Annotated in this window: 17 protein-coding genes; 15 read left to right on the top strand and 2 right to left on the bottom strand. The window is 35.1% G+C overall.

All coding sequences use genetic code 11. The features are described 5' to 3' along the window. The first annotated feature begins 72 nt into the window (after positions 1 to 72). The 5 genes from rimP to ACFQ1Q_RS03730 all read left to right on the top strand — a co-directional run bounded on the left by rimP (position 73) and on the right by ACFQ1Q_RS03730 (position 5,948). A complete protein-coding gene (gene rimP, locus ACFQ1Q_RS03750; protein ID WP_386128126.1) occupies positions 73 to 537 on the top strand; it encodes a ribosome assembly cofactor RimP in 465 nt (154 codons plus the stop codon). Between the two features lie 11 nt (positions 538 to 548). Continuing rightward, positions 549 to 1,781: a transcription termination factor NusA gene (gene nusA, locus ACFQ1Q_RS03745; RefSeq protein WP_386128124.1), complete on the top strand. Its 1,233-nt coding sequence runs from the start codon at positions 549 to 551 to the stop codon at positions 1,779 to 1,781. 59 nt (positions 1,782 to 1,840) lie between these two features. Then, on the top strand, positions 1,841 to 4,570 hold the full coding sequence (gene infB, locus ACFQ1Q_RS03740; protein WP_386128122.1) for a translation initiation factor IF-2: 2,730 nt from the start codon (positions 1,841 to 1,843) through the stop codon (positions 4,568 to 4,570). A 100-nt stretch (positions 4,571 to 4,670) separates the two neighbouring features. Next, positions 4,671 to 5,252, top strand: coding sequence for a phage tail protein (locus tag ACFQ1Q_RS03735; protein ID WP_386128120.1), 582 nt, complete (start codon positions 4,671 to 4,673; stop codon positions 5,250 to 5,252). A gap of 6 nt (positions 5,253 to 5,258) precedes the next feature. After that, positions 5,259 to 5,948 (top strand): T9SS type A sorting domain-containing protein, encoded by a 690-nt coding sequence (locus tag ACFQ1Q_RS03730; protein ID WP_386128118.1) that lies wholly within the window; start codon positions 5,259 to 5,261, stop codon positions 5,946 to 5,948. Between the two features lie 48 nt (positions 5,949 to 5,996). On the opposite strand, the gene ACFQ1Q_RS03725 is transcribed toward ACFQ1Q_RS03730, so the two are convergent. Then, positions 5,997 to 6,374, bottom strand: a complete 378-nt coding sequence (locus ACFQ1Q_RS03725) for an SPOR domain-containing protein (protein WP_386128116.1) — start codon at positions 6,372 to 6,374, stop codon at positions 5,997 to 5,999. Between the two features lie 215 nt (positions 6,375 to 6,589). On the opposite strand from ACFQ1Q_RS03725, the gene ACFQ1Q_RS03720 reads away from it, so the two are divergent. The 10 genes from ACFQ1Q_RS03720 (at position 6,590) to queG (ending at position 20,315) form a co-directional block, all read left to right on the top strand. Then, the gene (locus ACFQ1Q_RS03720) at positions 6,590 to 7,885 is read left to right on the top strand and encodes a cytochrome c3 family protein (RefSeq protein WP_386128114.1); all 1,296 of its coding nucleotides are present in this window, start codon (positions 6,590 to 6,592) and stop codon (positions 7,883 to 7,885) included. Between the two features lie 83 nt (positions 7,886 to 7,968). Beyond that, positions 7,969 to 11,055 carry a TAT-variant-translocated molybdopterin oxidoreductase gene (locus ACFQ1Q_RS03715; RefSeq protein WP_386128112.1) on the top strand — a complete coding sequence of 1,029 codons (3,087 nt, stop codon included), beginning with the start codon at positions 7,969 to 7,971 and terminating at the stop codon, positions 11,053 to 11,055. A 27-nt stretch (positions 11,056 to 11,082) separates the two neighbouring features. Then, positions 11,083 to 12,816, top strand: a complete 1,734-nt coding sequence (gene nrfD / locus ACFQ1Q_RS03710) for an NrfD/PsrC family molybdoenzyme membrane anchor subunit (protein WP_386128110.1) — start codon at positions 11,083 to 11,085, stop codon at positions 12,814 to 12,816. A gap of 5 nt (positions 12,817 to 12,821) precedes the next feature. Beyond that, positions 12,822 to 13,364: a DUF3341 domain-containing protein gene (locus ACFQ1Q_RS03705; RefSeq protein WP_386128108.1), complete on the top strand. Its 543-nt coding sequence runs from the start codon at positions 12,822 to 12,824 to the stop codon at positions 13,362 to 13,364. A gap of 37 nt (positions 13,365 to 13,401) precedes the next feature. Then, positions 13,402 to 13,926 carry a c-type cytochrome gene (locus ACFQ1Q_RS03700; RefSeq protein ID WP_386128106.1) on the top strand — a complete coding sequence of 175 codons (525 nt, stop codon included), beginning with the start codon at positions 13,402 to 13,404 and terminating at the stop codon, positions 13,924 to 13,926. A gap of 23 nt (positions 13,927 to 13,949) precedes the next feature. Further along, positions 13,950 to 15,302 (top strand): quinol:cytochrome C oxidoreductase, encoded by a 1,353-nt coding sequence (locus ACFQ1Q_RS03695; protein WP_386128104.1) that lies wholly within the window; start codon positions 13,950 to 13,952, stop codon positions 15,300 to 15,302. A 25-nt stretch (positions 15,303 to 15,327) separates the two neighbouring features. After that, the gene (locus tag ACFQ1Q_RS03690; RefSeq protein WP_386128102.1) at positions 15,328 to 16,392 is read left to right on the top strand and encodes a cytochrome c oxidase subunit II; all 1,065 of its coding nucleotides are present in this window, start codon (positions 15,328 to 15,330) and stop codon (positions 16,390 to 16,392) included. A 37-nt stretch (positions 16,393 to 16,429) separates the two neighbouring features. After that, positions 16,430 to 18,226 carry a cytochrome c oxidase subunit I gene (locus ACFQ1Q_RS03685; RefSeq protein ID WP_386128100.1) on the top strand — a complete coding sequence of 599 codons (1,797 nt, stop codon included), beginning with the start codon at positions 16,430 to 16,432 and terminating at the stop codon, positions 18,224 to 18,226. 143 nt (positions 18,227 to 18,369) lie between these two features. Beyond that, complete coding sequence (gene ruvB, locus ACFQ1Q_RS03680) at positions 18,370 to 19,392, top strand: Holliday junction branch migration DNA helicase RuvB (protein ID WP_386128098.1); 1,023 nt, start codon at positions 18,370 to 18,372, stop codon at positions 19,390 to 19,392. Continuing rightward, a complete protein-coding gene (gene queG, locus ACFQ1Q_RS03675; protein ID WP_386128096.1) occupies positions 19,389 to 20,315 on the top strand; it encodes a tRNA epoxyqueuosine(34) reductase QueG in 927 nt (308 codons plus the stop codon). The genes ruvB and queG overlap by 4 nt, the downstream gene beginning before the upstream one ends. Here queG and ACFQ1Q_RS03670 read toward each other — a convergent pair. Beyond that, a complete protein-coding gene (locus ACFQ1Q_RS03670; protein ID WP_386128094.1) occupies positions 20,312 to 21,343 on the bottom strand; it encodes a LacI family DNA-binding transcriptional regulator in 1,032 nt (343 codons plus the stop codon). The genes queG and ACFQ1Q_RS03670 overlap by 4 nt on opposite strands. Positions 21,344 to 21,366 lie beyond the last annotated feature (23 nt).

Genomic DNA, 21,366 nt, shown 5'->3' with positions numbered 1-21,366 from the left:
TCGTATATTTGCACCACTGAAAAAGGAATGAAGAATATGAGGGGACGAAAAGTCCCCTCTTTTTATACTAATATGTTAAAGCAAAAGGCAGAAGAATTACTACAAACAGCACTTAATGAGCGTGTAGATTTATTTTTAATAAATATGACGGTTGGTAGTGATAACGCTATAAAAGTTGTAATTGATGGCGATAATGGTGTTTTAGTAGAAGATTGCATGTTTATAAGTCGTGCTATTGAACACAACTTAGACAGAGAGGAAGAAGATTTTTCTTTAGAAGTACTCTCGGCAGGTGCAACATCACCACTTACAATGCCTCGTCAGTATAAAAAAAATATTGGGCGTACATTAGAAGTAATTACTAATGAGGGTCAAAAAACAGAAGGTAAACTGGAAGATGCAACCGAAGATTCTATTTTATTAAAATGGAAAGCTCGCGAGCCAAAGCCAGTAGGAAAAGGTAAAGTAACCGTAACCAAAGAGGCTACGATTGCTTTAGAAGATATTAAAGAAGCAAAAGTTATAATAAAATTTTAAGTCCTGTTAATATGGAAAATTTAGCGTTAATTGAATCATTTTCAGATTTTAAAGATGATAAATTAATAGATAGAGTTACGCTAATGGCGATTCTAGAAGATGTACTGCGTAGTGCATTGAAAAAGAAGTATGGCGATGATGATAACTTCGATATTATTATAAACCCTGATAAAGGAGATTTAGAAATTTGGAGAAATAGAATTGTCGTTGCCGATGGCGAAGTAGAAGATCCAAATCAAGAAATTGAATTATCTGAAGCTCAAAAAATTGAACCAGATTTTGAAGTTGGAGAAGATGTTGCAGAAGAAGTAAAACTTCATCAGCTAGGGAGACGTTCTATTTTAGCCTTAAAACAAAATTTGATTTCAAAAATTCACGAGCACGACAATACAAACATCTATAAGCAATTTAAAGAGCTTGAAGGTGAAATCTATTCTGCTGAAGTTCACCACATTCGTCATAGAGCAATAATCTTATTAGACGATGAAGGAAACGAAATTATTTTACCAAAAGACAAGCAAATACCTTCAGATTTTTTCCGTAAAGGAGAGAATGTTAGAGGTGTTATAGAAAGTGTAGAGCTTAAAGGAAGCAAACCGGCAATTATAATGTCAAGAACGTCACCTTTATTCTTAGAAAAGTTATTTGAACAAGAAATTCCTGAAGTTTTTGACGGTTTAATTACAGTTAGAAGTGTCGTTCGTATTCCAGGTGAAAAAGCAAAAGTAGCGGTAGATTCTTACGATGATAGAGTTGACCCAGTTGGTGCTTGCGTTGGTGTAAAAGGTTCAAGAATTCATGGTATTGTTCGTGAACTTGGTAATGAAAATATTGATGTAATTAATTACACTAATAATATTCAATTATTTATAACACGTGCATTAAGTCCCGCAAGAGTTACATCGTTGAAGTTAGACGAAGAAAACATGCGTGCAGAAGTATTGTTAAAACCAGAAGAAGTATCTAAGGCTATTGGTCGTGGAGGTCATAACATTAGATTAGCTGGTAAATTAACAGGCTACGAAATAGACGTATTCCGAGAAGGTGCTGAGGAAGATGTAGAATTACGAGAATTCTCAGATGAAATCGACGAATGGATCATTCAAGAGTTTAGCAAAGCAGGTTTAGATACTGCAAAAAGCATCTTGGAGCAAGATATTAATGATCTTGTAAAACGTACAGATTTAGAAGAAGAAACAATTTCAGAAGTTATTCGAATTTTAAAAGAAGAATTCGAAGACTAACCACCAATTTTTGGAAATTAATTGGTAAACTATATATTTAGGATTATATAAAAGCATTTATGGCTCAAATTAGAATTAATAAAGTACTTAGGGAATTAAATATTTCTTTAGATCGTGCTGTGGATTTCTTAGATTCCAAAGGCATTGAGATAGAGAAAAGCCCTAATACTAAAATCTCTCAAGAGGTTTATGATACGTTGGCTGATGAATTTCAGACCGATGCATCAAAACGTCAAAAATCTCAAGAAGTTAGTGAAGCTAAGTTAAAAGAGAAAGAAGCTCTGAGGGTAAAACGCGAGCAGGAGCTCGAGGAAAAAGCAAAACAAGACGCAGAAAAAGAAACTGTACTTAAAGCCAAGGCAGAGCTTTCTGGCCCAAAACAAGTTGGTAAAATCGACTTAGAAACTGGTAAGCCAAAAGTAGAAGAGCCAAAAGTAGAAGCTCCAAAAGAGGAAACTCCAAAAAAAGAAACTTCAACAAAAAAGAAGACTAAGGAGGTTACTGCTGAAAAGAAAACTGCTTCTAAGAAAAAAGCAGACGCTAAAACCGAAAAGCTAAAAGTTGAAGCGCCTAAAAAAGAAACAGCTAAAAAACCGACTGAAGAAAATAATACTGAAACTGCATCTGAGCCAGCAGAGGAAGTATTAGAAACGAAGTACAAAAAGCTAAGCGGTCCTAATATTACTGGTGAAAAAATTGATTTATCCCAGTTTAAAAAACCGAAGAAGAAAAAAGACGAAAAGTCTAAAACTAGTGATAGTTCTAATAAGCGAAAAAGACGTCGTATAAGTAAGCCAGGAGAAACACCTCGCCAAAATAACGACAATAGAAGAGGAAACTTTAAAGGGCGTGGAAACCGACCAAAAGTCGTTAAAGAAGAGCCAAGTGAAGAAGATGTTAAAAAGCAAGTAAGAGAAACTCTTGAAAAACTTCAAGGTAAATCTAGTAAAGGTAAAGGCGCAAAATACAGAAGAGATAAAAGAGATCAACGTAGAGAGCAAACAGAAATTGATGCTCAAATAGAAGAGGCAGAAAGCAAAGTACTTAAAGTAACAGAATTTGTTACAGTAAGTGAGGTTGCAACTATGATGGATGTTGGTGTAACCCAGGTTATTTCCGCATGTATGTCACTAGGAATGATGGTTACAATGAATCAGCGTTTAGACGCAGAAACATTATCTATCGTCGCAGATGAATTTGGATTCTCAGTAGAATTTGTGACTGCTGATATCGAGGAATCGATTGAAGAAGTAGAAGATAAACCAGAAGATTTAGTAGAACGCGCACCTATCGTTACAGTAATGGGTCACGTTGATCACGGTAAAACATCTCTTTTAGATTATATCCGCAAAGAAAACGTAATCGCAGGTGAGTCTGGTGGAATCACGCAACATATTGGTGCTTACGGAGTTCAGTTAGATAACGGACAAAAAATAGCATTTTTAGATACTCCGGGTCACGAAGCCTTTACGGCGATGCGTGCTCGTGGTGCTCAAGTAACAGATATTGCAATTATTGTTGCAGCTGCAGATGATGATATTATGCCACAAACTAAAGAGGCAATTTCTCACGCTCAAGCTGCTGGCGTTCCGATAGTTTTTGCTATTAATAAAATTGATAAGCCAGATGCTAATCCAGAAAAAGTAAAAGAAGGTTTAGCTCAAATGAACTTATTAGTTGAAGATTGGGGCGGAAAAATTCAGTCTCATGATATTTCAGCAAAATTTGGTACCGGAGTAAAAGAATTATTAGAAAAAGTATTGTTAGAAGCGGAGTTATTAGAACTTAAAGCAAATCCAAATAAAGCAGCTCAAGGTACCGTAGTTGAAGCATTCTTAGATAAAGGACGTGGATATGTTTCTACAATTTTAGTCCAAGCAGGTACATTAAGAGTTGGTGACTATGTCTTAGCAGGTAAGCATTCTGGAAAGGTTAAAGCTATGCAAGATGAGCGCGGAAAAGATATTGAAGCTGCTGGTCCATCAACACCAGTATCTATTTTAGGATTAGATGGCGCACCACAAGCAGGTGATAAGTTTAATGTATTTGAAGATGAACGCGAAGCAAAACAAATTGCAACTAAGCGTACGCAATTACAACGTGAGCAATCTGTAAGAACACAACGCCATATTACACTTGATGAAATTGGAAGACGTATCGCGCTCGGAGATTTCCAAGAGTTGAATATAATTCTTAAAGGTGATGTGGATGGTTCTGTAGAGGCATTAACAGATTCATTCCAAAAGCTTTCTACAGAAGAAATTCAAGTAAATATTATTCATAAAGGTGTTGGAGCAATCACAGAAAGTGATGTGTTGTTAGCAACAGCGTCTGATGCAATTATTGTAGGATTTAACGTAAGACCAGTCGGTAATGCACGAATGATTGCAGATAAAGAGGAAATCGATATCCGCACTTATTCTATTATCTATTCAGCAATTAATGATCTTAAAGACGCTATGGAAGGTATGTTATCTCCAGAAGTGAAAGAAGAAGTTGTTGGTACTGCTGAAATTAGAGAAATTTTCAAAGTTTCTAAAATTGGAAACATTGCGGGTTGTATGGTTATGAGCGGTAAAATTTTACGAAACGAAGGCATCCGAATCATTAGAGATGGTGTAGTAGTACACACAGGAAGTTTAGAAGCTTTAAGACGTTTTAAAGACGACGTTAAAGAAGTAGCTAAAGGTTATGACTGTGGTATGCAAATTAAAGGATATAATGACATTGCAATAGGTGATATTGTTGAATCATTCCAAGAAGTAGAAGTAAAAAAGAAGCTAAAATAGAGCTTCAATAAATAAATTATGAAAAGCGTTCCTTGTAAAAGGAGCGCTTTTTGTTTAAATTTAAAAAATACTAATAATAAAAAATTCAAATCTATTGATTATGAAAAAAATTACATTTTTATTTTTAACAGTACTTTTATGTTCTTTAAGTACATCTAATGCTCAAGATGCCTATTTAGGAGATATTAAGCTTACAGCTGTAAATTTTGAACAGCAAGGTTGGATGAACTGCGACGGGCGCTTACTACCAATTGCTCAGTATCAGGCATTATATGCATTGTTAGGAACTACTTATGGTGGTGATGGGCAAACAACATTTGCTTTACCTGACCTTCGTGGGAGAGTACCTGTAGGTGTAGGTACAGGCGCAGGCTTGCCTCTTGTTAACTTGGGAGAAACTGGAGGAACAAATTCAAATACACTTTCAGTAGCTCAGTTGCCAGCCCATAGTCATTCTGTAACAGCTGTGGCAGAAGATGGTACATCGTCTTCTCCTGCAAATAATTATCCGGCTCAAACAAAAACTCTTGACCCAGAATATTCTACTGGTGGTACTGCAACCACAATGAATTCGAACATGATTGGGAATACAGGTAATGGTCAGCCTATAGAAAATAGACAGCCATATCTTGGTTTAAGATACGTGATTTGCATACAAGGTATTTTTCCTTCTCCAAACTAGTAAGCTATGAAACACAGTAATTATTTTATAATAGTTTTGTCGTTGGTTATATCTAGTTCATTATGTTTTTCACAACAAATTACATTGAATGGATGTAACTCACTAATTGATAGTGGAGATTATTTATTTGAACAAGATAATTTTGCTAACGACAGGAATAGTTTTGTAACAGTTTCTGACCCTATGTTGGGTTCTCGCGACTGTAGTGGCGTAGGATTTTGTAAATTAAAAATTGAGTGGAACGCAGCAAATATGCGTTGGGAAATTTTAGCCGATGACGGAAATGATAATTTTACTAACACTTACTTGTTGTATTACAATAGTGAGGCATCGCTCCCTAATCCTCCAAGTTTATCTCTTGGTACATGGATTGAAGCATCAGCAACGACACAATCGTTATGTGGTCAAATAGTTAGTTTAGAAGGTGCTGTTCAGAATTCTGTATTGGGTATTGATGAATTTAGTCTGGATGGTAGATTATCGGTGTTTCCAAATCCTGTAAGTCAAATCTTGTATTTAGAAGGTCTTAATCTAAATACAGATTATTCCTTGACACTATACGATTTAACAGGGAAACAAATGGTTTACTTTAAAAACAAACAATCTTTGGATGTTTCAGAATTTAGACCTGGTGTATATTTTTTAAAAGTTAATACAGCTTCAACAGAAATAAGCAAGAAAATTTTAATACAATAAAAAATGCGGGATTTACAAATCCCGCATTTTTTTTACAACTTTAATTCCTTAATCTTTTTTTGGCTTAAAAATAAAAGCATTCATGTAGTTTTTTTTAATTCTTAGTAGCGCACGGTCAGCTTCCAAACGATTTCTAAAATTACCAACCCAAATTTTATAGTTCGGTGTGTTAAAAACCATCTCAATTGGCCATTCGCCGAAGGAAGACATGAATTTAGATTTTGCATTTTCAGCACCAGATGCACTATCTCCGCTGTAAATCTGAATTTTATAAGTTTCTACTGTTTTTATATCTTTTTTGTACTCTAATAACTGGTCAATCGCTTTAGGTTGCTCTATATTTACTGTGCCTTCTTGAGCGCTTAGATTAAAGCTTGCGGTTGCAAAAATTATGAGGCCAAGTGTTTTTAATTGTAATGTCTTCATTATTAAATCTATTTATATTGCAAAGTTATGTTTTCTTAACGTATCTAGGCTGTTTATTCTTATTTAGAATGTTTATAAATTATATATTAAGGGTTCTGTAACATTTCTAAAATCGACTTTATAACTTATTTTTGCAAGAGTTTTTAAAACTGTGATTTTTCATACAAAACCATGAAAAAATCATACCAAAATTAGAAGATAATTCAATTACAAATATGAAACACGTTATCTACCGTAATCTAACCTCAAGCATTCTTCGTTTAGGTTTTATATTATTACTTACGTTTTCAACTACCATTTTGGCCCAAGAGGGTGACCCAGTTAATGGAAAAAGTTTATTTAATTCTCAATGTGCGGCATGTCACAAATTAGATAAAAAAATGACTGGACCTGCGCTTCGTAATGTTGAAGCGAGACTTTATGAGGAAGAAGGTTTAGATCGCGAGTGGTTAAATAAGTGGATTAGAAATAGTTCTGCTTTAATTAAGTCTGGAGATACTTATGCCAATAAAATTTGGAATGAGTACAACCAAACGGCAATGAACGCGTTTCCGCAATTAACGGATCAAAACATTTCTGATATTTTAGCTTATACAGCTCAACCAAAACCTGAGCCTGTTGTGCCACCTATATCAGGTCCAGGAGAACAAGTAGGGCAAACAGGTGGTGGCTCAAACACATTAATTCTTGCAGCATTAGCATTATTGTTTGCATTATTAGCAGCAGCACTATTTTTAGTTAATAGAACTTTAAATCGTTTTGCTGACGAAAAAGGAATTGATAAAGAAGAGAAGCCAAAAAGCACACCAATCTGGAAAGCTTTTGTGCAAAATCAATTCTTGGTTTTAGTAACTTCAATTATTTTCTTGTTAGCTAGTGGTTATTTTGTATATGGTTACTTAATGCAAGTTGGTGTTGACCAAGGCTACGAGCCAGTACAGCCAATACACTATTCGCACAGAATACATGCTGGTACAAGCAAGATTGATTGTAAATACTGTCACTCTTCAGCAAGAGTGAGTAAGCATTCAGGTATTCCTTCTTTAAACGTTTGTATGAATTGCCATAAAAACATTGCTGAGGTTTCTGAAGCTACATATGCTGAAGGGCAAGAATACGGCGTAGATTATAATAAAGAAATTAAAAAATTATACAAAGCTGTTGGTTGGGATGAAGCTGAGCAGAAGTATACAGGAGAAACCGAACCAGTAAAATGGATTCGTATCCACAACTTGCCAGACTTTGCATACTTCAATCACTCGCAGCACGTTTCTGTTGCAGGTTTAGAGTGCCAAACTTGTCACGGTCCAGTTGAAGAAATGGAAATTATGTACCAATATTCGCCATTAACAATGGGTTGGTGTATCAATTGCCACAGAGAAACAAATGTAAAAGTTCAAGATAACGAATACTATACGAAAATTCATGAACAACTCTCAAAGAAATATGGTGTTGAGCAGTTAACTGCAGCGCAAATGGGAGGTTTAGAATGTGGTAAGTGTCATTATTAAATTAAGAATTACGATTAACGATTGATGATTATTCGCTTTGTGAAAAATTTAAAATCGTAAATCAAAAATCATAAATCAAGAATATGTCATCAAACAAGAAATACTGGAAAAGTGTTGAAGAGCTAAACGAAAATAGCTCTATTGTTGAGGCGCTGCAACAAAATGAATTTGTAGAACCAATACCTACAGATGAGTTTTTAGGAGATAAAGAAACTTTAGGTTCTTCATCTACTTCGCGTCGTGATTTCTTAAAATATGTTGGTTTTAGTACAGCAGCAGCTTCATTAGCAGCCTGTGAAGGACCAGTAATAAAATCTATACCTTATGTAGTGCAGCCAAAGGAAATTGTTCCTGGTGTTGCAAACTACTACGCAACAACGATTGCAGATGGTTATGATTTTGCTAGTGTTTTAGTGAAAACTAGAGAAGGTCGCCCAATTAAAATTGAGAACAACACTCTAGCAAAAGCCAATGGCCATGCTAATGCAAGAGTAAATGCTTCAATCTTAGGATTGTATGACAACTTGCGCGTGCAAGGACCAATGAAAGCAGGAGAAGCTATTTCTTGGGACACATTTGGAAAAGAAACTAAGGCTATTTTTGAAAATTCAGCGGGGAAAGAAATAGTGTTCTTAACACAAACTTTTGCTAGTCCATCAACCTCTAAATTAGTTGGTGAGTTTTCTGAAAAATATGGCAATGTTCGTCACGTATCTTATGATGCTGTTTCAGAATCTGCAGCATTAGACGCGTTTCAAGCTAAGTATGGTGAAAGAGCTTTAGCAAATTACGATTTCTCTAAAGCAATGACTGTCGTTTCGGTAGGTGCTGATTTTTTAGGTGATTGGCAAGGTGGAGGATTTGATAGTGGTTATTCAAAAATGCGAATTCCAAAAAATGGAAAAATGTCGCGTCACATTCAGTTTGAATCTAACATGTCATTAACTGGTGCAAATGCAGACAAGCGTGTGCCAATGAAACCAAGTGAGCAACGTTTAGCATTAGCTAAATTGTACAGTTATGTAACTGGTAACTCTGTCAGCGGAAATCTTCCAGAAGCTTTAGATAAAGCTGTTAGAGCTGCAGCTTCAGAATTGAAGAAAGCTGGTAGTAACGGTGTCGTTGTAACAGGTATTCAAGATGTAAACGCACAAACGGTTGTTTTAGAATTAAATGAGGCTTTATCAAGTAAAGCATTTGATACAAAAACAAGAGTAAAAATAAGACAAGGTAACGACAAAGCTGTTATGCAGTTAGTTGCTGATATGAAAGCTGGTAAAGTAGGTGCTTTAGTAATGGTTGGTGTTAATCCAATGTATACATTACCAAATGCTGCTGATTTTGCAGAAGGATTAAAGAAGACAAAGTCGATTTCTTTTTCGATGAAGCAAGACGAAACTTCTTCTAATTGTGATTATATCGCTGCAGTACCTCATTCTTTAGAATCTTGGGGTGACCTTGAAATTAAAACAGGTCATTTTGCATTAATGCAACCAACGATTCGCCCTTTATTTGATACAAAACAATTTCAGGAAGCTTTATTAATGTGGACTGATAATACGACATCATATAGCGATTATATAAAAACAACATGGAAAGAGAACGTTTTAAACGGCGCGTCTTATAACCAAGCACTTCATGATGGCGTATTTGTATCTTCAACTATTTCTAACACAGATGAGATTTTAGATACTGATACAGAAGAAGTAGAGACACCAAGCGGAAATGCTGCAAGAGCATTAGCAGCTTCAGCTAAGTCTGGAGCTATGGAATTATCTCTATATACAAAAACAGGTTTAGGTGACGGTAAACAAGCCAACAACCCTTGGTTACAAGAATTTCCTGATCCAATTACAAGAACATCATGGGATAACTATTTAACGATTTCTAAGGCTGATGCAGAGGCAAAAGGCTTAATTAATAAAAATGTTGCTAATGGTGGGCTTAACGGAAGCATTGTAAACGTAACGGTTAATGGTGTTACTGTAAAAAATGTTCCTGTATTAATTCAACCAGGTCAGGCAAAAGGTTCTGTTGGTTTATCATTTGGATATGGTAGAACTGCAGGATTAAAAGAGGAAATGCAAACAGGTGTTAACGCCTATCCTTTATATCAAAACTTTAATAACGTACAAGAAGTTTCTATTTCTAAAGTTGCTGGCGAGCATGAATTTGCTTGTGTACAGTTGCACAATACATTAATGGGTCGTGGTGATATTATTAAAGAAACGACTTTAGAAGTATTCAATACTAAGGATAAGAAATATTGGAATGCTATTCCTGAAGTATCATTAAATCATGTTGAAACTCCTGTAACTTCACCAGAAGTTGATTTATGGGATAGTTTTGACCGTTCAATCGGCCATCATTTCAATCTATCAATAGATTTAAATGCTTGTACGGGTTGTGGCGCGTGTGTTATTGCATGTCATGCAGAAAATAACGTACCTGTTGTTGGTAAGACTGAAATGCGTCGTAGCCGTGATATGCACTGGTTACGTATCGATAGATATTATTCTTCCGAAGATACATTTAGCGATGATTTAGAGAAAAAAGAAAATATCTCTGGACTTGGAAGTTCATTAAGTGAATTTGGTGAGATGGAAGACCCTAACGAGAACCCTCAAGTGGTATTCCAACCAATGATGTGTCAGCACTGTAATCATGCACCTTGTGAAACAGTATGTCCTGTTGCAGCTTCTGCTCACGGACGTCAAGGTCAAAACCACATGACTTATAACCGTTGTGTTGGTACACGTTACTGTGCAAATAACTGTCCATACAAAGTACGTCGTTTCAACTGGTTCTTATACAACCAAAACGATGAGTTCGATTATTTCATGAATGATGATTTAGGTCGTATGGTTCTGAATCCTGATGTAACTGTTCGTTCTCGTGGTGTTATGGAAAAATGTTCTATGTGTATTCAGAAAACACAAAAAACAATTCTTGATGCAAAACGTGATGGACGTGTTATCAAAGATGGCGAATTCCAAACAGCTTGTTCTGCAGCTTGTGGAAATAGTGCAATGGTATTTGGAGATATTAACGACAAGGACAGTAAGATTGCTGAATTAAAAGAAGATGATCGTATGTATAATGTTTTAGAGTACGTTGGTACAAAGCCAAATGTATTTTATCATACGAAAGTTAGAAATACAAAAGCGTAAATTAATTAAAGAAATCAATATATAATTATGGCGTCTCATTACGAAGCACCTATTAGAAGACCTTTAGTAACAGGAGAGAAATCCTATCACGACGTTACTGTCGAGGTTGCTAGACCTGTCGAAGGTAAAGCCAATAAATCATGGTGGATTGTTTTTTCAATTGCTTTGGTTGCTTTCCTTTGGGGAATAGGTTGTATTATTTATACGGTATCTACAGGTATCGGTGTTTGGGGTCTTAATAAGACTGTAAACTGGGCTTGGGATATTACAAACTTTGTTTGGTGGGTTGGTATCGGTCACGCAGGAACGTTAATCTCTGCGGTACTTTTATTATTCCGTCAAAAATGGCGTATGGCAATCAACCGTTCTGCGGAAGCCATGACTATTTTCTCTGTTGTGCAAGCAGGCTTGTTTCCAATCATCCACATGGGTCGTCCATGGTTGGCTTATTGGGTATTACCAATTCCTAACCAGTTTGGTTCGTTATGGGTAAACTTTAACTCGCCATTACTTTGGGATGTATTCGCAATTTCTACATATTTATCAGTATCATTAGTATTCTGGTGGACAGGTTTATTACCAGATTTTGCAATGCTTAGAGATAGAGCTATTAAGCCATTCCAAAAGAAAATTTATTCATTATTAAGTTTTGGTTGGTCTGGTCGCGCTAAAGATTGGCAACGTTTCGAAGAAGTATCTTTAGTACTAGCAGGTTTAGCAACTCCATTAGTACTTTCGGTACACACGATTGTATCTTTTGATTTCGCAACATCGGTTATTCCAGGTTGGCACACCACGATTTTTCCACCTTACTTCGTTGCAGGTGCAATTTTCTCTGGTTTTGCCATGGTAAACACACTTCTTATTATAATGCGCAAAGTATGTAGCTTAGAAGATTATATTACAGTACAACACATCGAATTAATGAACATCGTAATCATGATTACAGGTTCTATTGTTGGTGTGGCATATATAACTGAGTTATTTATCGCTTGGTATTCTGGTGTAGAATATGAGCAATATGCATTCTTAAACAGAGCAACTGGTCCTTACTGGTGGGCATATTGGGCAATGATGTCGTGTAACGTATTCTCTCCGCAGTTTATGTGGTTTAAAAAATTACGTACAAGTATTATGTTCTCATTTGCTATTTCAATTGTTGTAAATATAGGAATGTGGTTTGAGCGTTTCGTAATTATCGTTACATCATTACACAGAGATTATTTGCCATCATCTTGGTCAATGTTCTCTCCAACGTTTGTTGATATCGGAATTTTCATCGGAACCATTGGATTCTTCTTCGTGTTATTCTTATTATACTCGCGTACATTCCCTGTAATAGCACAAGCTGAAGTAAAGACGATTTTGAAATCATCTGGTGAACGTTACAAACGTATAAGAGAAAGTGGTGAGAGTTTAGTTGGTACAGGAGCTGATGAAAGAACTTCGGTTTATAAATTGCCAGAAGAAACAACAGCAATCAAGTCAACCCAAGGTGATGTTGAGAAACTAGGAAATTTACTTGAAGGCGTAGGAAGATTTGATGCAGAAACTCAAACCGCAGATGATTTACAAGTCATCAACGGTATTGGTCCAAAAATGGAAGAAACTTTAAACAATATTGGAATTTATACTTACGCTCAAGTAAGTAAAATGACAAAAAGAGAATATGACTTGTTAGACGAAATCACAGGTTCTTTCCCAGGAAGAGCAGAACGAGATGATTGGTCAGGGCAAGCTAAAAACTTATTAAACAACTAATAGATATGGAAGCAGCTTCAAAAGTAGTACATGCTATCTATAACGATGATGATGTTTTAATGTCAGCCGTAAAAAAGGTAAAGGCAGAAAAAATTCATATCGAAGAAATATATTGTCCATTCCCAGTTCATGGTCTAGACAAACTAATGGGGTTAGCACCAACACGTTTAGCAATTACTGCATTTTTGTACGGATGCGTTGGTATAACAGTGGCTACCGTTATGATGAATTATATAATGATTGAAGATTGGCCACAAGATATTGGTGGTAAACCAAGTTTCAGTTATTTAGAGAATATGCCAGCATTTGTACCTATTATGTTTGAGCTTACGGTATTTTTTGCAGCTCACTTAATGGTTATTACATTTTATTTAAGAAGTAGAATGTGGCCATTTAAAAAAGCAGAAAATCCAGACCCTAGAACAACAGACGATATGTTTTTAATGGAAATAGCCGTCCATGATAACGAATCTGATTTAACAGATTTATTAAAAGAAACAGGTGCTGTAGAAATTAATATTGTACACAAAGACGAAGACGCACATTAATATGAAATCGACTTTAAAAATAACAGTAGTGTTAATTATGCTTATAAGCATAGTGTCTTGTAATAAAAAAACAAGACGAAACTATCAATATATGCCAAATATGTATGAGTCTGTAGGTTATGAAGCTTACCAAGAGTCTGATGCATTTGCAAATGGTGTTGAAGCACAATTACCAGTAGAAGGAACACTTCCAAGAGGTTATTCTTTATACGAAATAGAAGATACAAACGAAGGTTATGAAGAAGCAAAAGCAACTCTAAAAAACCCATTAGATTCTACTCAAGTAGATTACGAAAAGGGTGGACCTTTGTATGGTATTTATTGCGCAATTTGTCACGGTAATAAAGGCGCTGGTCAAGGCCATTTAGTTAAAACCGAGAAAATTTTAGGTGTACCAAGTTATGCGGACGAAGGCAGAGCTATTACTGAAGGAAGCATCTACCACGTTATTTATTACGGTAAAAACAGTATGGGTTCTTATGCTAATTTTATGAGTGAAGAAGAACGTTGGCAAGTAGTGGCTTATGTTGAAAAACTGAAGGCCGACTTAGAAAAAAAATAAAGATTTAGATAAAGATTATATAAATGGAATATAAAATTTCAAATCGATTAAAGATAGGTTCAATCATCCTTATTGTTATTGGTGGATTACTTTGGGGTCTTGGTTACATGAATTCTCATGCTGTTACCGAAGATAACATTTCTGAATACCTAGCAGCAGAACATGGTGACCATGGAGATGCTCACGCAGCAGAAGGTCACGGAGACACGCACTTGGTTGAAACCAATCACGGAAGCAATTCTCATGGTGATGACAACGCAGAAGAAGGTCACATGACTCACGAAGAGCATGCATTGCATCAAATCCATAATAGACCTTATGCAGCATTATATGTCGCCGCATTCTTTTTCTTTATGATATCATTAGGAGTTTTAGCCTTCTACGGAATACAATATGCTGCACAAGCTGGTTGGTCTCCGGTTCTTTTTAGAGTTATGGAAGCCATAACGTATTACGTATTGCCTGGTGGCTTACTAGTTTTAGCAGTCGCAGCTTTTGGTGGGTCTCATATTTTCATATGGATGGACGCGGATGTGGTTGCTCATGATGAAATAATTCAAGCAAAAGAAAGCTGGTTAAATAGACCTTGGTTTTTTGCAAGAGGAATTATCTTTTTAGCAGGTTGGTCATTATACCGTTATTTCTCTCGTAAGTTTTCATTGGCTCAAGATTCAGCCGATATCAATGATAATAGAAACTTTAAAAAGAATTTTAGAATATCAGCAGCATTCTTAGTATTTTATATTTATACAGAATCAATGATGTCTTGGGATTGGATAATGTCTGTTGATCCACACTGGTTCTCTACATTATTTGGTTGGTATGTTTTTGCGAGCATGCTTGTAAGCGGAATTACTGTAATTGCATTAATTACTATTTATTTAAAATCGAAAGGATTATTAGAATTTGTTAACGATAGCCATTTACATGATTTAGCAAAATTCATGTTTGGTATAAGTATTTTCTGGACTTATTTATGGTTTTCTCAATTTATGCTTATCTGGTATTCTAATATACCAGAAGAAGTAGTGTATTTTGTTGCACGTATTGAGGATTATACGCTACCTTTCTTCGGAATGGTTGCAATGAATTTCTTATTCCCGTTATTACTTTTAATGAATAGCGATTATAAACGTATTCCATGGTTTATTGTAATGGCAGGGATTGTAATTCTTTGTGGACATTATTTAGATGTTTTCAATATGATAATGCCAGCTACAGTTAGCGAGAGATGGTTTATTGGAGCACCTGAAATTGGAGCTGTATGTTTCTTTGGAGGATTATTCTTATTACTTGTATTCCATGCATTAAGTAAAACTCCATTATTAGCAAAAGGAAACCCATTTATAAAAGAAAGCGAACACTTTCATTATTAATTAAAAATTTAGAACTGAAACGATAATGACGACATTATTAATACTTATAATAGTACTGTTTGTAGCCATAGCTATATGGCAAATGGTGAAGATTTTTGATTTGTCACAAGCAGGAAAATCGGAATCCGATAATCAAGTAGCAACTGATAAAGACAATAAATTTAACGGTTATATGATGATAGGTTTTCTTATCTTTATATACGTAATAACCATTTTAAGTTTTGCTTATTTAGGTGATTTACCGTTGACTTCTAACTCCGCTTCAGAGCATGGACCAGGAATTGATAATCTTATGATTATTTCAATGATTGTGATTTTCTTTGTGCAGACAGTTACACAGTTTTTATTGCACTATTTCGCTTTTAAATACAGAGGTGAAAAAGGAAGAAAAGCACTTTTCTATGCGGATAATAATAAGTTGGAAGCTATTTGGACAATAATCCCAGTTATTGTATTAGCAGGATTAATTATATACGGTTTATTCACTTGGAATGATATTATGAATATCGACGAGAGCGAAGATCCAATGGTAATAGAGCTTTATGCACAACAGTTTAACTGGAAAGCCCGTTATGGAGGTGAAGACAACGTACTTGGTAAAGCAAATGTTAGATTAATAGATTTAGATAAAGCTAACATTTTAGGAGTTGATGAAGATGACCCTAATGCTCAAGATGATGTTATTGTAACAGAATTACATTTGCCAGTAGGTCAACCAGTACTATTTAAAATGCGTTCTCAGGATGTTTTACATTCTGCATACATGCCACACTTTAGAGCACAAATGAACTGCGTACCTGGTATGGTAACTCAATTTGGTTTTACACCAACGGTTACAACTGAAGACATGAGAGCTAATCCAGATATTCAGGATAAAGTGGCAAACATTAATGCTTTACGTTTAGAACGTAAACAAGAAATTGAAGAAGCTGGTCAAGATTTAAATTATGAATTTGATTATCTTCTATTATGTAATAAAATTTGCGGTAAATCTCACTATAATATGCAAATGAAAATTATAGTAGAAACCCAAGAAGAATTTGATGCTTGGATGGCTGAACAAAAAAAGTTCAAAGAGTCATTGAATTAGTAGTTAAAAAATTGTTTTAAGAAAAAGAAAAAAGATTATGTCAGCAACAGCAGAAACACACGTTCACGACGACCACGACGTACATCACCACAAAGAAACATTTGTGACTAAATATATATTTAGTCAAGATCACAAAATGATTGCAAAGCAGTATTTAATTACTGGTGTAATTATTATGGGTATCATAGGAATAATGATGTCTATGATGATTCGTATGCAAATTGCTTGGCCAGAACAGCCAAATGTCCTTTTTGAAGCATTGCTAGGAAAATGGGCACCAGGCGGAGTTATGGATGCAGATATTTATTTAGCATTGGTAACAATTCACGGTACAATAATGGTATTCTTTGTCCTTACGGCAGGATTAAGCGGTACGTTTAGTAACTTATTAATTCCATTACAAATTGGTGCAAGAGATATGGCATCAGGATTCCTTAATATGGTGTCTTATTGGTTATTTTTCTTGTCTTGCGTAATAATGATTTTATCATTTTTTGTAGAAGCAGGACCAGCTGCTGCAGGTTGGACAATTTATCCTCCTCTTTCTGCTTTACCAATGGCACAAGGTGGTTCTGGAGCAGGTATGACCCTTTGGTTAGTATCAATGGCAATATTCATTGCTTCTTCATTACTTGGTTCACTTAATTATGTTGTTACTGTTTTAAATTTACGTACTAAAGGGATGTCAATGACGAGATTACCTTTAACGATTTGGGCATTTTTTGTAACAGCTGTAATTGGTATAATTTCGTTTCCAGTTCTTTTATCTGCAGCATTATTGCTTATAATGGATAGAAGTTTTGGTACTTCATTCTTTCTATCAGATATTTTTATCCAAGGAGAAGTTTTACACTATCAAGGAGGTTCTCCTGTTTTATTTGAACACCTATTTTGGTTCCTAGGTCACCCTGAAGTTTATATTGTATTATTACCAGCTTTAGGAATTACATCAGAAATTATTGCAACAAATTCACGTAAGCCAATTTTCGGTTATCGTGCAATGGTAGCTTCAATTCTAGCAATCGCATTTTTATCTACGATTGTTTGGGGTCACCATATGTTTATTTCTGGTATGAATCCATTTTTAGGTTCTGTATTTACATTTACGACGTTATTAATTGCAATACCATCTGCTGTAAAAGCATTTAACTATATAACCACTTTATGGAAGGGAAATCTTCAAATGAATCCAGCTATGCTTTTTTCTATAGGTTTGGTTTCAACATTTATTACAGGAGGTTTAACAGGTATAATTTTAGGTGATAGTGCGTTAGATATTAACGTACATGATACTTATTTCGTTGTAGCTCACTTTCACTTGGTAATGGGTATCTCAGCATTATATGGAGTATTTGCTGGAGTTTATCATTGGTTCCCAAAAATGTTTGGTCGTATGATGAACAAAAATCTAGGTTATTTACATTTCTGGATTACTGCAGTTTGTGCATATGGCGTATTTTTCCCAATGCATTTTATCGGTATGGCTGGTTTACCACGTCGCTACTATACAAATTCAAACTTCCCATTATTTGATGATACCACTAACACGCAATCTGTTATTACAATATTTGCTTTAATTGCAGGTGTTGCACAATTGGTTTTCTTATATAACTTTATAAGAAGTATTTTTTATGGCAAAAAAGCAGAACAAAACCCATGGAAATCTAACACATTAGAATGGACAACACCAGTTGAGCACATACATGGAAACTGGCCTGGAGCAATTCCTCATGTTTACAGATGGCCTTACGATTATAGTAAGCCAGGTCATGATGTGGATTTCGTACCTCAAAATGTACCAATGAAAGATGGCGAAGAGGAACTTCATCATTAAATATTCTATTTAAGAAATTACTATAATATCAAAAAGCCTTTCTAATTTAGAAAGGCTTTTTATTTATATTTGCTCTGAGCTGAATTAGTTTGTACTCTTATATTTTTATGAGGAGTATCTTACAAATCGAAGCCCAATTTATCATGAACGAAAACTTAGACCCTACAAACGATAATTTTTCTCCTGAAGAACTTGACGTTGAGAAAAAATTAAGACCATTATCTTTTGAAGATTTTACGGGTCAAGATCAAGTGCTTGAGAATTTAAAAATCTTTACACAAGCAGCAAAATTACGTGATGAAGCCTTAGACCATACATTGTTTCACGGTCCACCAGGTTTGGGCAAAACTACGTTAGCCCATATCTTAGCTAACGAGCTTAGTGTAGGTATAAAAGTAACTTCAGGACCAGTATTAGACAAACCCGGTGATTTAGCCGGTTTATTAACAAATTTAGACGAGCGTGATGTCCTTTTTATCGATGAAATTCACCGATTAAGTCCTATAGTGGAAGAATATTTGTACTCTGCAATGGAAGATTACAAAATCGATATTATGATTGAGTCTGGCCCAAATGCTAGAACGGTTCAAATCAATTTAGCACCTTTTACATTAGTTGGCGCAACTACTCGCTCAGGCTTATTAACTGCACCAATGCGCGCACGTTTTGGGATTAGTAGTAGATTACAATATTACAATACAGAATTACTGACGACTATTGTTCAACGAAGTGCTGCAATACTAAATATGCCAATATCTATGGAAGCAGCTATTGAAATTGCAGGTAGAAGTAGAGGGACACCACGTATCGCAAATGCATTATTGCGCCGAGTTAGAGATTTTGCTCAAATAAAAGGAAATGGAAATATAGACATTCAAATTTCAAAATTTGCATTAGAAGCTTTAAACGTTGACGCGCATGGTCTTGATGAAATGGACAATAAAATCCTTACCACAATCATTGAAAAATTTAAAGGAGGACCTGTGGGAATTACTACGCTTGCTACTGCGGTAAGCGAGAGTGCAGAAACGATTGAAGAAGTGTACGAACCATTTCTAATTCAGCAAGGTTTTATAATGCGTACGCCAAGAGGACGAGAGGTTACTGAGCAAGCTTATAAACATTTAGGAAAGATAAAAGGACCTACGCAAGGCGGATTATTTTGATTGATAACAAAGCCAAATACACAGAATTTATTAAGACCGAAGCCAAACGCCTCGGTTTTTTGTCTTGTGGAATTAGTAAGGCACAATTTCTTGAAGAAGAAGCGCCAAGACTTGAAGCCTGGTTGAATAAGAATATGCATGGCGAAATGCGTTATATGGAAAACCATTTCGATAAACGTTTAGACCCAACATTATTGGTAGAAGATTCTAAAAGTGTGGTTTCACTATTATTGAACTATTATCCTGAAGAAACCCAGACAGAAAACACTTTTAAGCTTTCCAAGTATGCTTACGGAACCGACTATCACTTTGTCATTAAAGACAAATTGAAAGAGTTGCTTAGTTCAATTCAAGAACAAATAGGTGAAGTTCACGGTCGAGCGTTCGTAGACTCAGCTCCAGTTTTGGATAAAGCTTGGGCAGCAAAATCTGGACTAGGTTGGATTGGTAAACATAGTAACCTGTTAAGTCAAAAAACGGGTTCTTTTTATTTTATAGCAGAGCTAATTATCGATTTAGAATTAGATTACGATACACCAACAACAGACCATTGCGGTACTTGTACAGCTTGTATTGACGCTTGCCCAACAGAAGCGATTACCGAACCATATATTGTAGATGGTAGTAAATGTATTTCATATTTTACAATTGAACTAAAAGATAATATTCCTTCAGAATTTAAAGGAAAATTTGACGATTGGATGTTTGGTTGTGACGTTTGTCAAGATGTTTGTCCTTGGAATCGTTTCAGTAAACCACATAGTGAACCGTTGTTTAATCCGCATCCAGAGTTGTTATCAATGACCAAGAAGGATTGGGAAGAAATAACCGAAGACACCTTTAGAAAAATATTCAAAAAATCGGCAGTAAAACGAACAAAGTTTTCAGGGTTGCAACAAAATATTAAGTTTTTAAAAGATTAATTTTTTTTGGTTGACTCTCTTTTAATTAACCCTGTTTCTAGCTCTACAGTTTTATACTCAATTGGTAAGTTTTGCTTTTTACTTTTCATTTCTTTATATAATAATTTAAAAGCCTCTTTACCCATTTGATATCCAGGTTGATCAATGGTACTTAAGGTTGGTGATATAACAGAAGACATAAACCAATTACTAAATCCTACAATAGCAATATCTTCTGGAATTCTGACACCATTTTTTTGAAACTCTGTCATTGCACCAATCGCAACTAAGTCGGTATTAATAAAAATACCATCAACATTAGTATGGTCTTTTAATAATTGATTTGCACTTTGTTTTCCTTCTTCAAAGCTCTTAACACTACAATCACAGATATATACTAAAGATGGATCGTATGTAATATTATGGTCTATTAATGCTTGCTTGTAACCTAAAAATCGATCTATCGAATTTTGTGGCAATAAAGGACCTCTAAAATGAGCAATTCGTTTACAACCAATATCAATTAAATGTTTTGTTGCCGTATATGCAGCTTTTCTATCGTTGATTATAACTTTAGAACAGTTAACAATTTTTGCAATCTTATCAAACATAACTAAAGGAACTTCTTGAGCTATCAAATCATTTAGATGCTTATAATCTCCAGTAGCATTTGCTAATGAAATTAAAACACCGTCAACTCTTTTACTTAAAAGTAATTCGATTTGTTGTTTTTCTAAATCATAAGACTCATTAGATTGTAAGATAATAACGAGATATCCTTTTTTTTCAGCTTGAGCGATAATACCTTTAATAACATTAGAAAAAAAGTGATGTACCACTTCTGGAATGATTAGTCCAATTGTTTTGGATTCTTTTGTTCTTAGCGTGACGGCAAACGAATTTGGCTTATAGTTTAGGGTTTCGGCAAGCTGTTTAACTAATTTTTTAGTCTTTTTACTTACATCTGGATAATCCTTTAAGGCCTTTGATACTGTTGTAACAGATATACCAAGTTGTTCTGCGATTTGTTTTAAAGTTACGGGCTTCATCGATAAAAATAATTACAAATATA

Origin of the sequence: Winogradskyella litorisediminis (assembly GCF_042675765.1) — a bacterium.
Lineage (GTDB): Bacteria > Bacteroidota > Bacteroidia > Flavobacteriales > Flavobacteriaceae > Winogradskyella > Winogradskyella litorisediminis.
The sequence above is the reverse complement of the archived record's forward strand: the minus strand, read 5'-3'. Positions and strand labels throughout refer to the sequence as shown.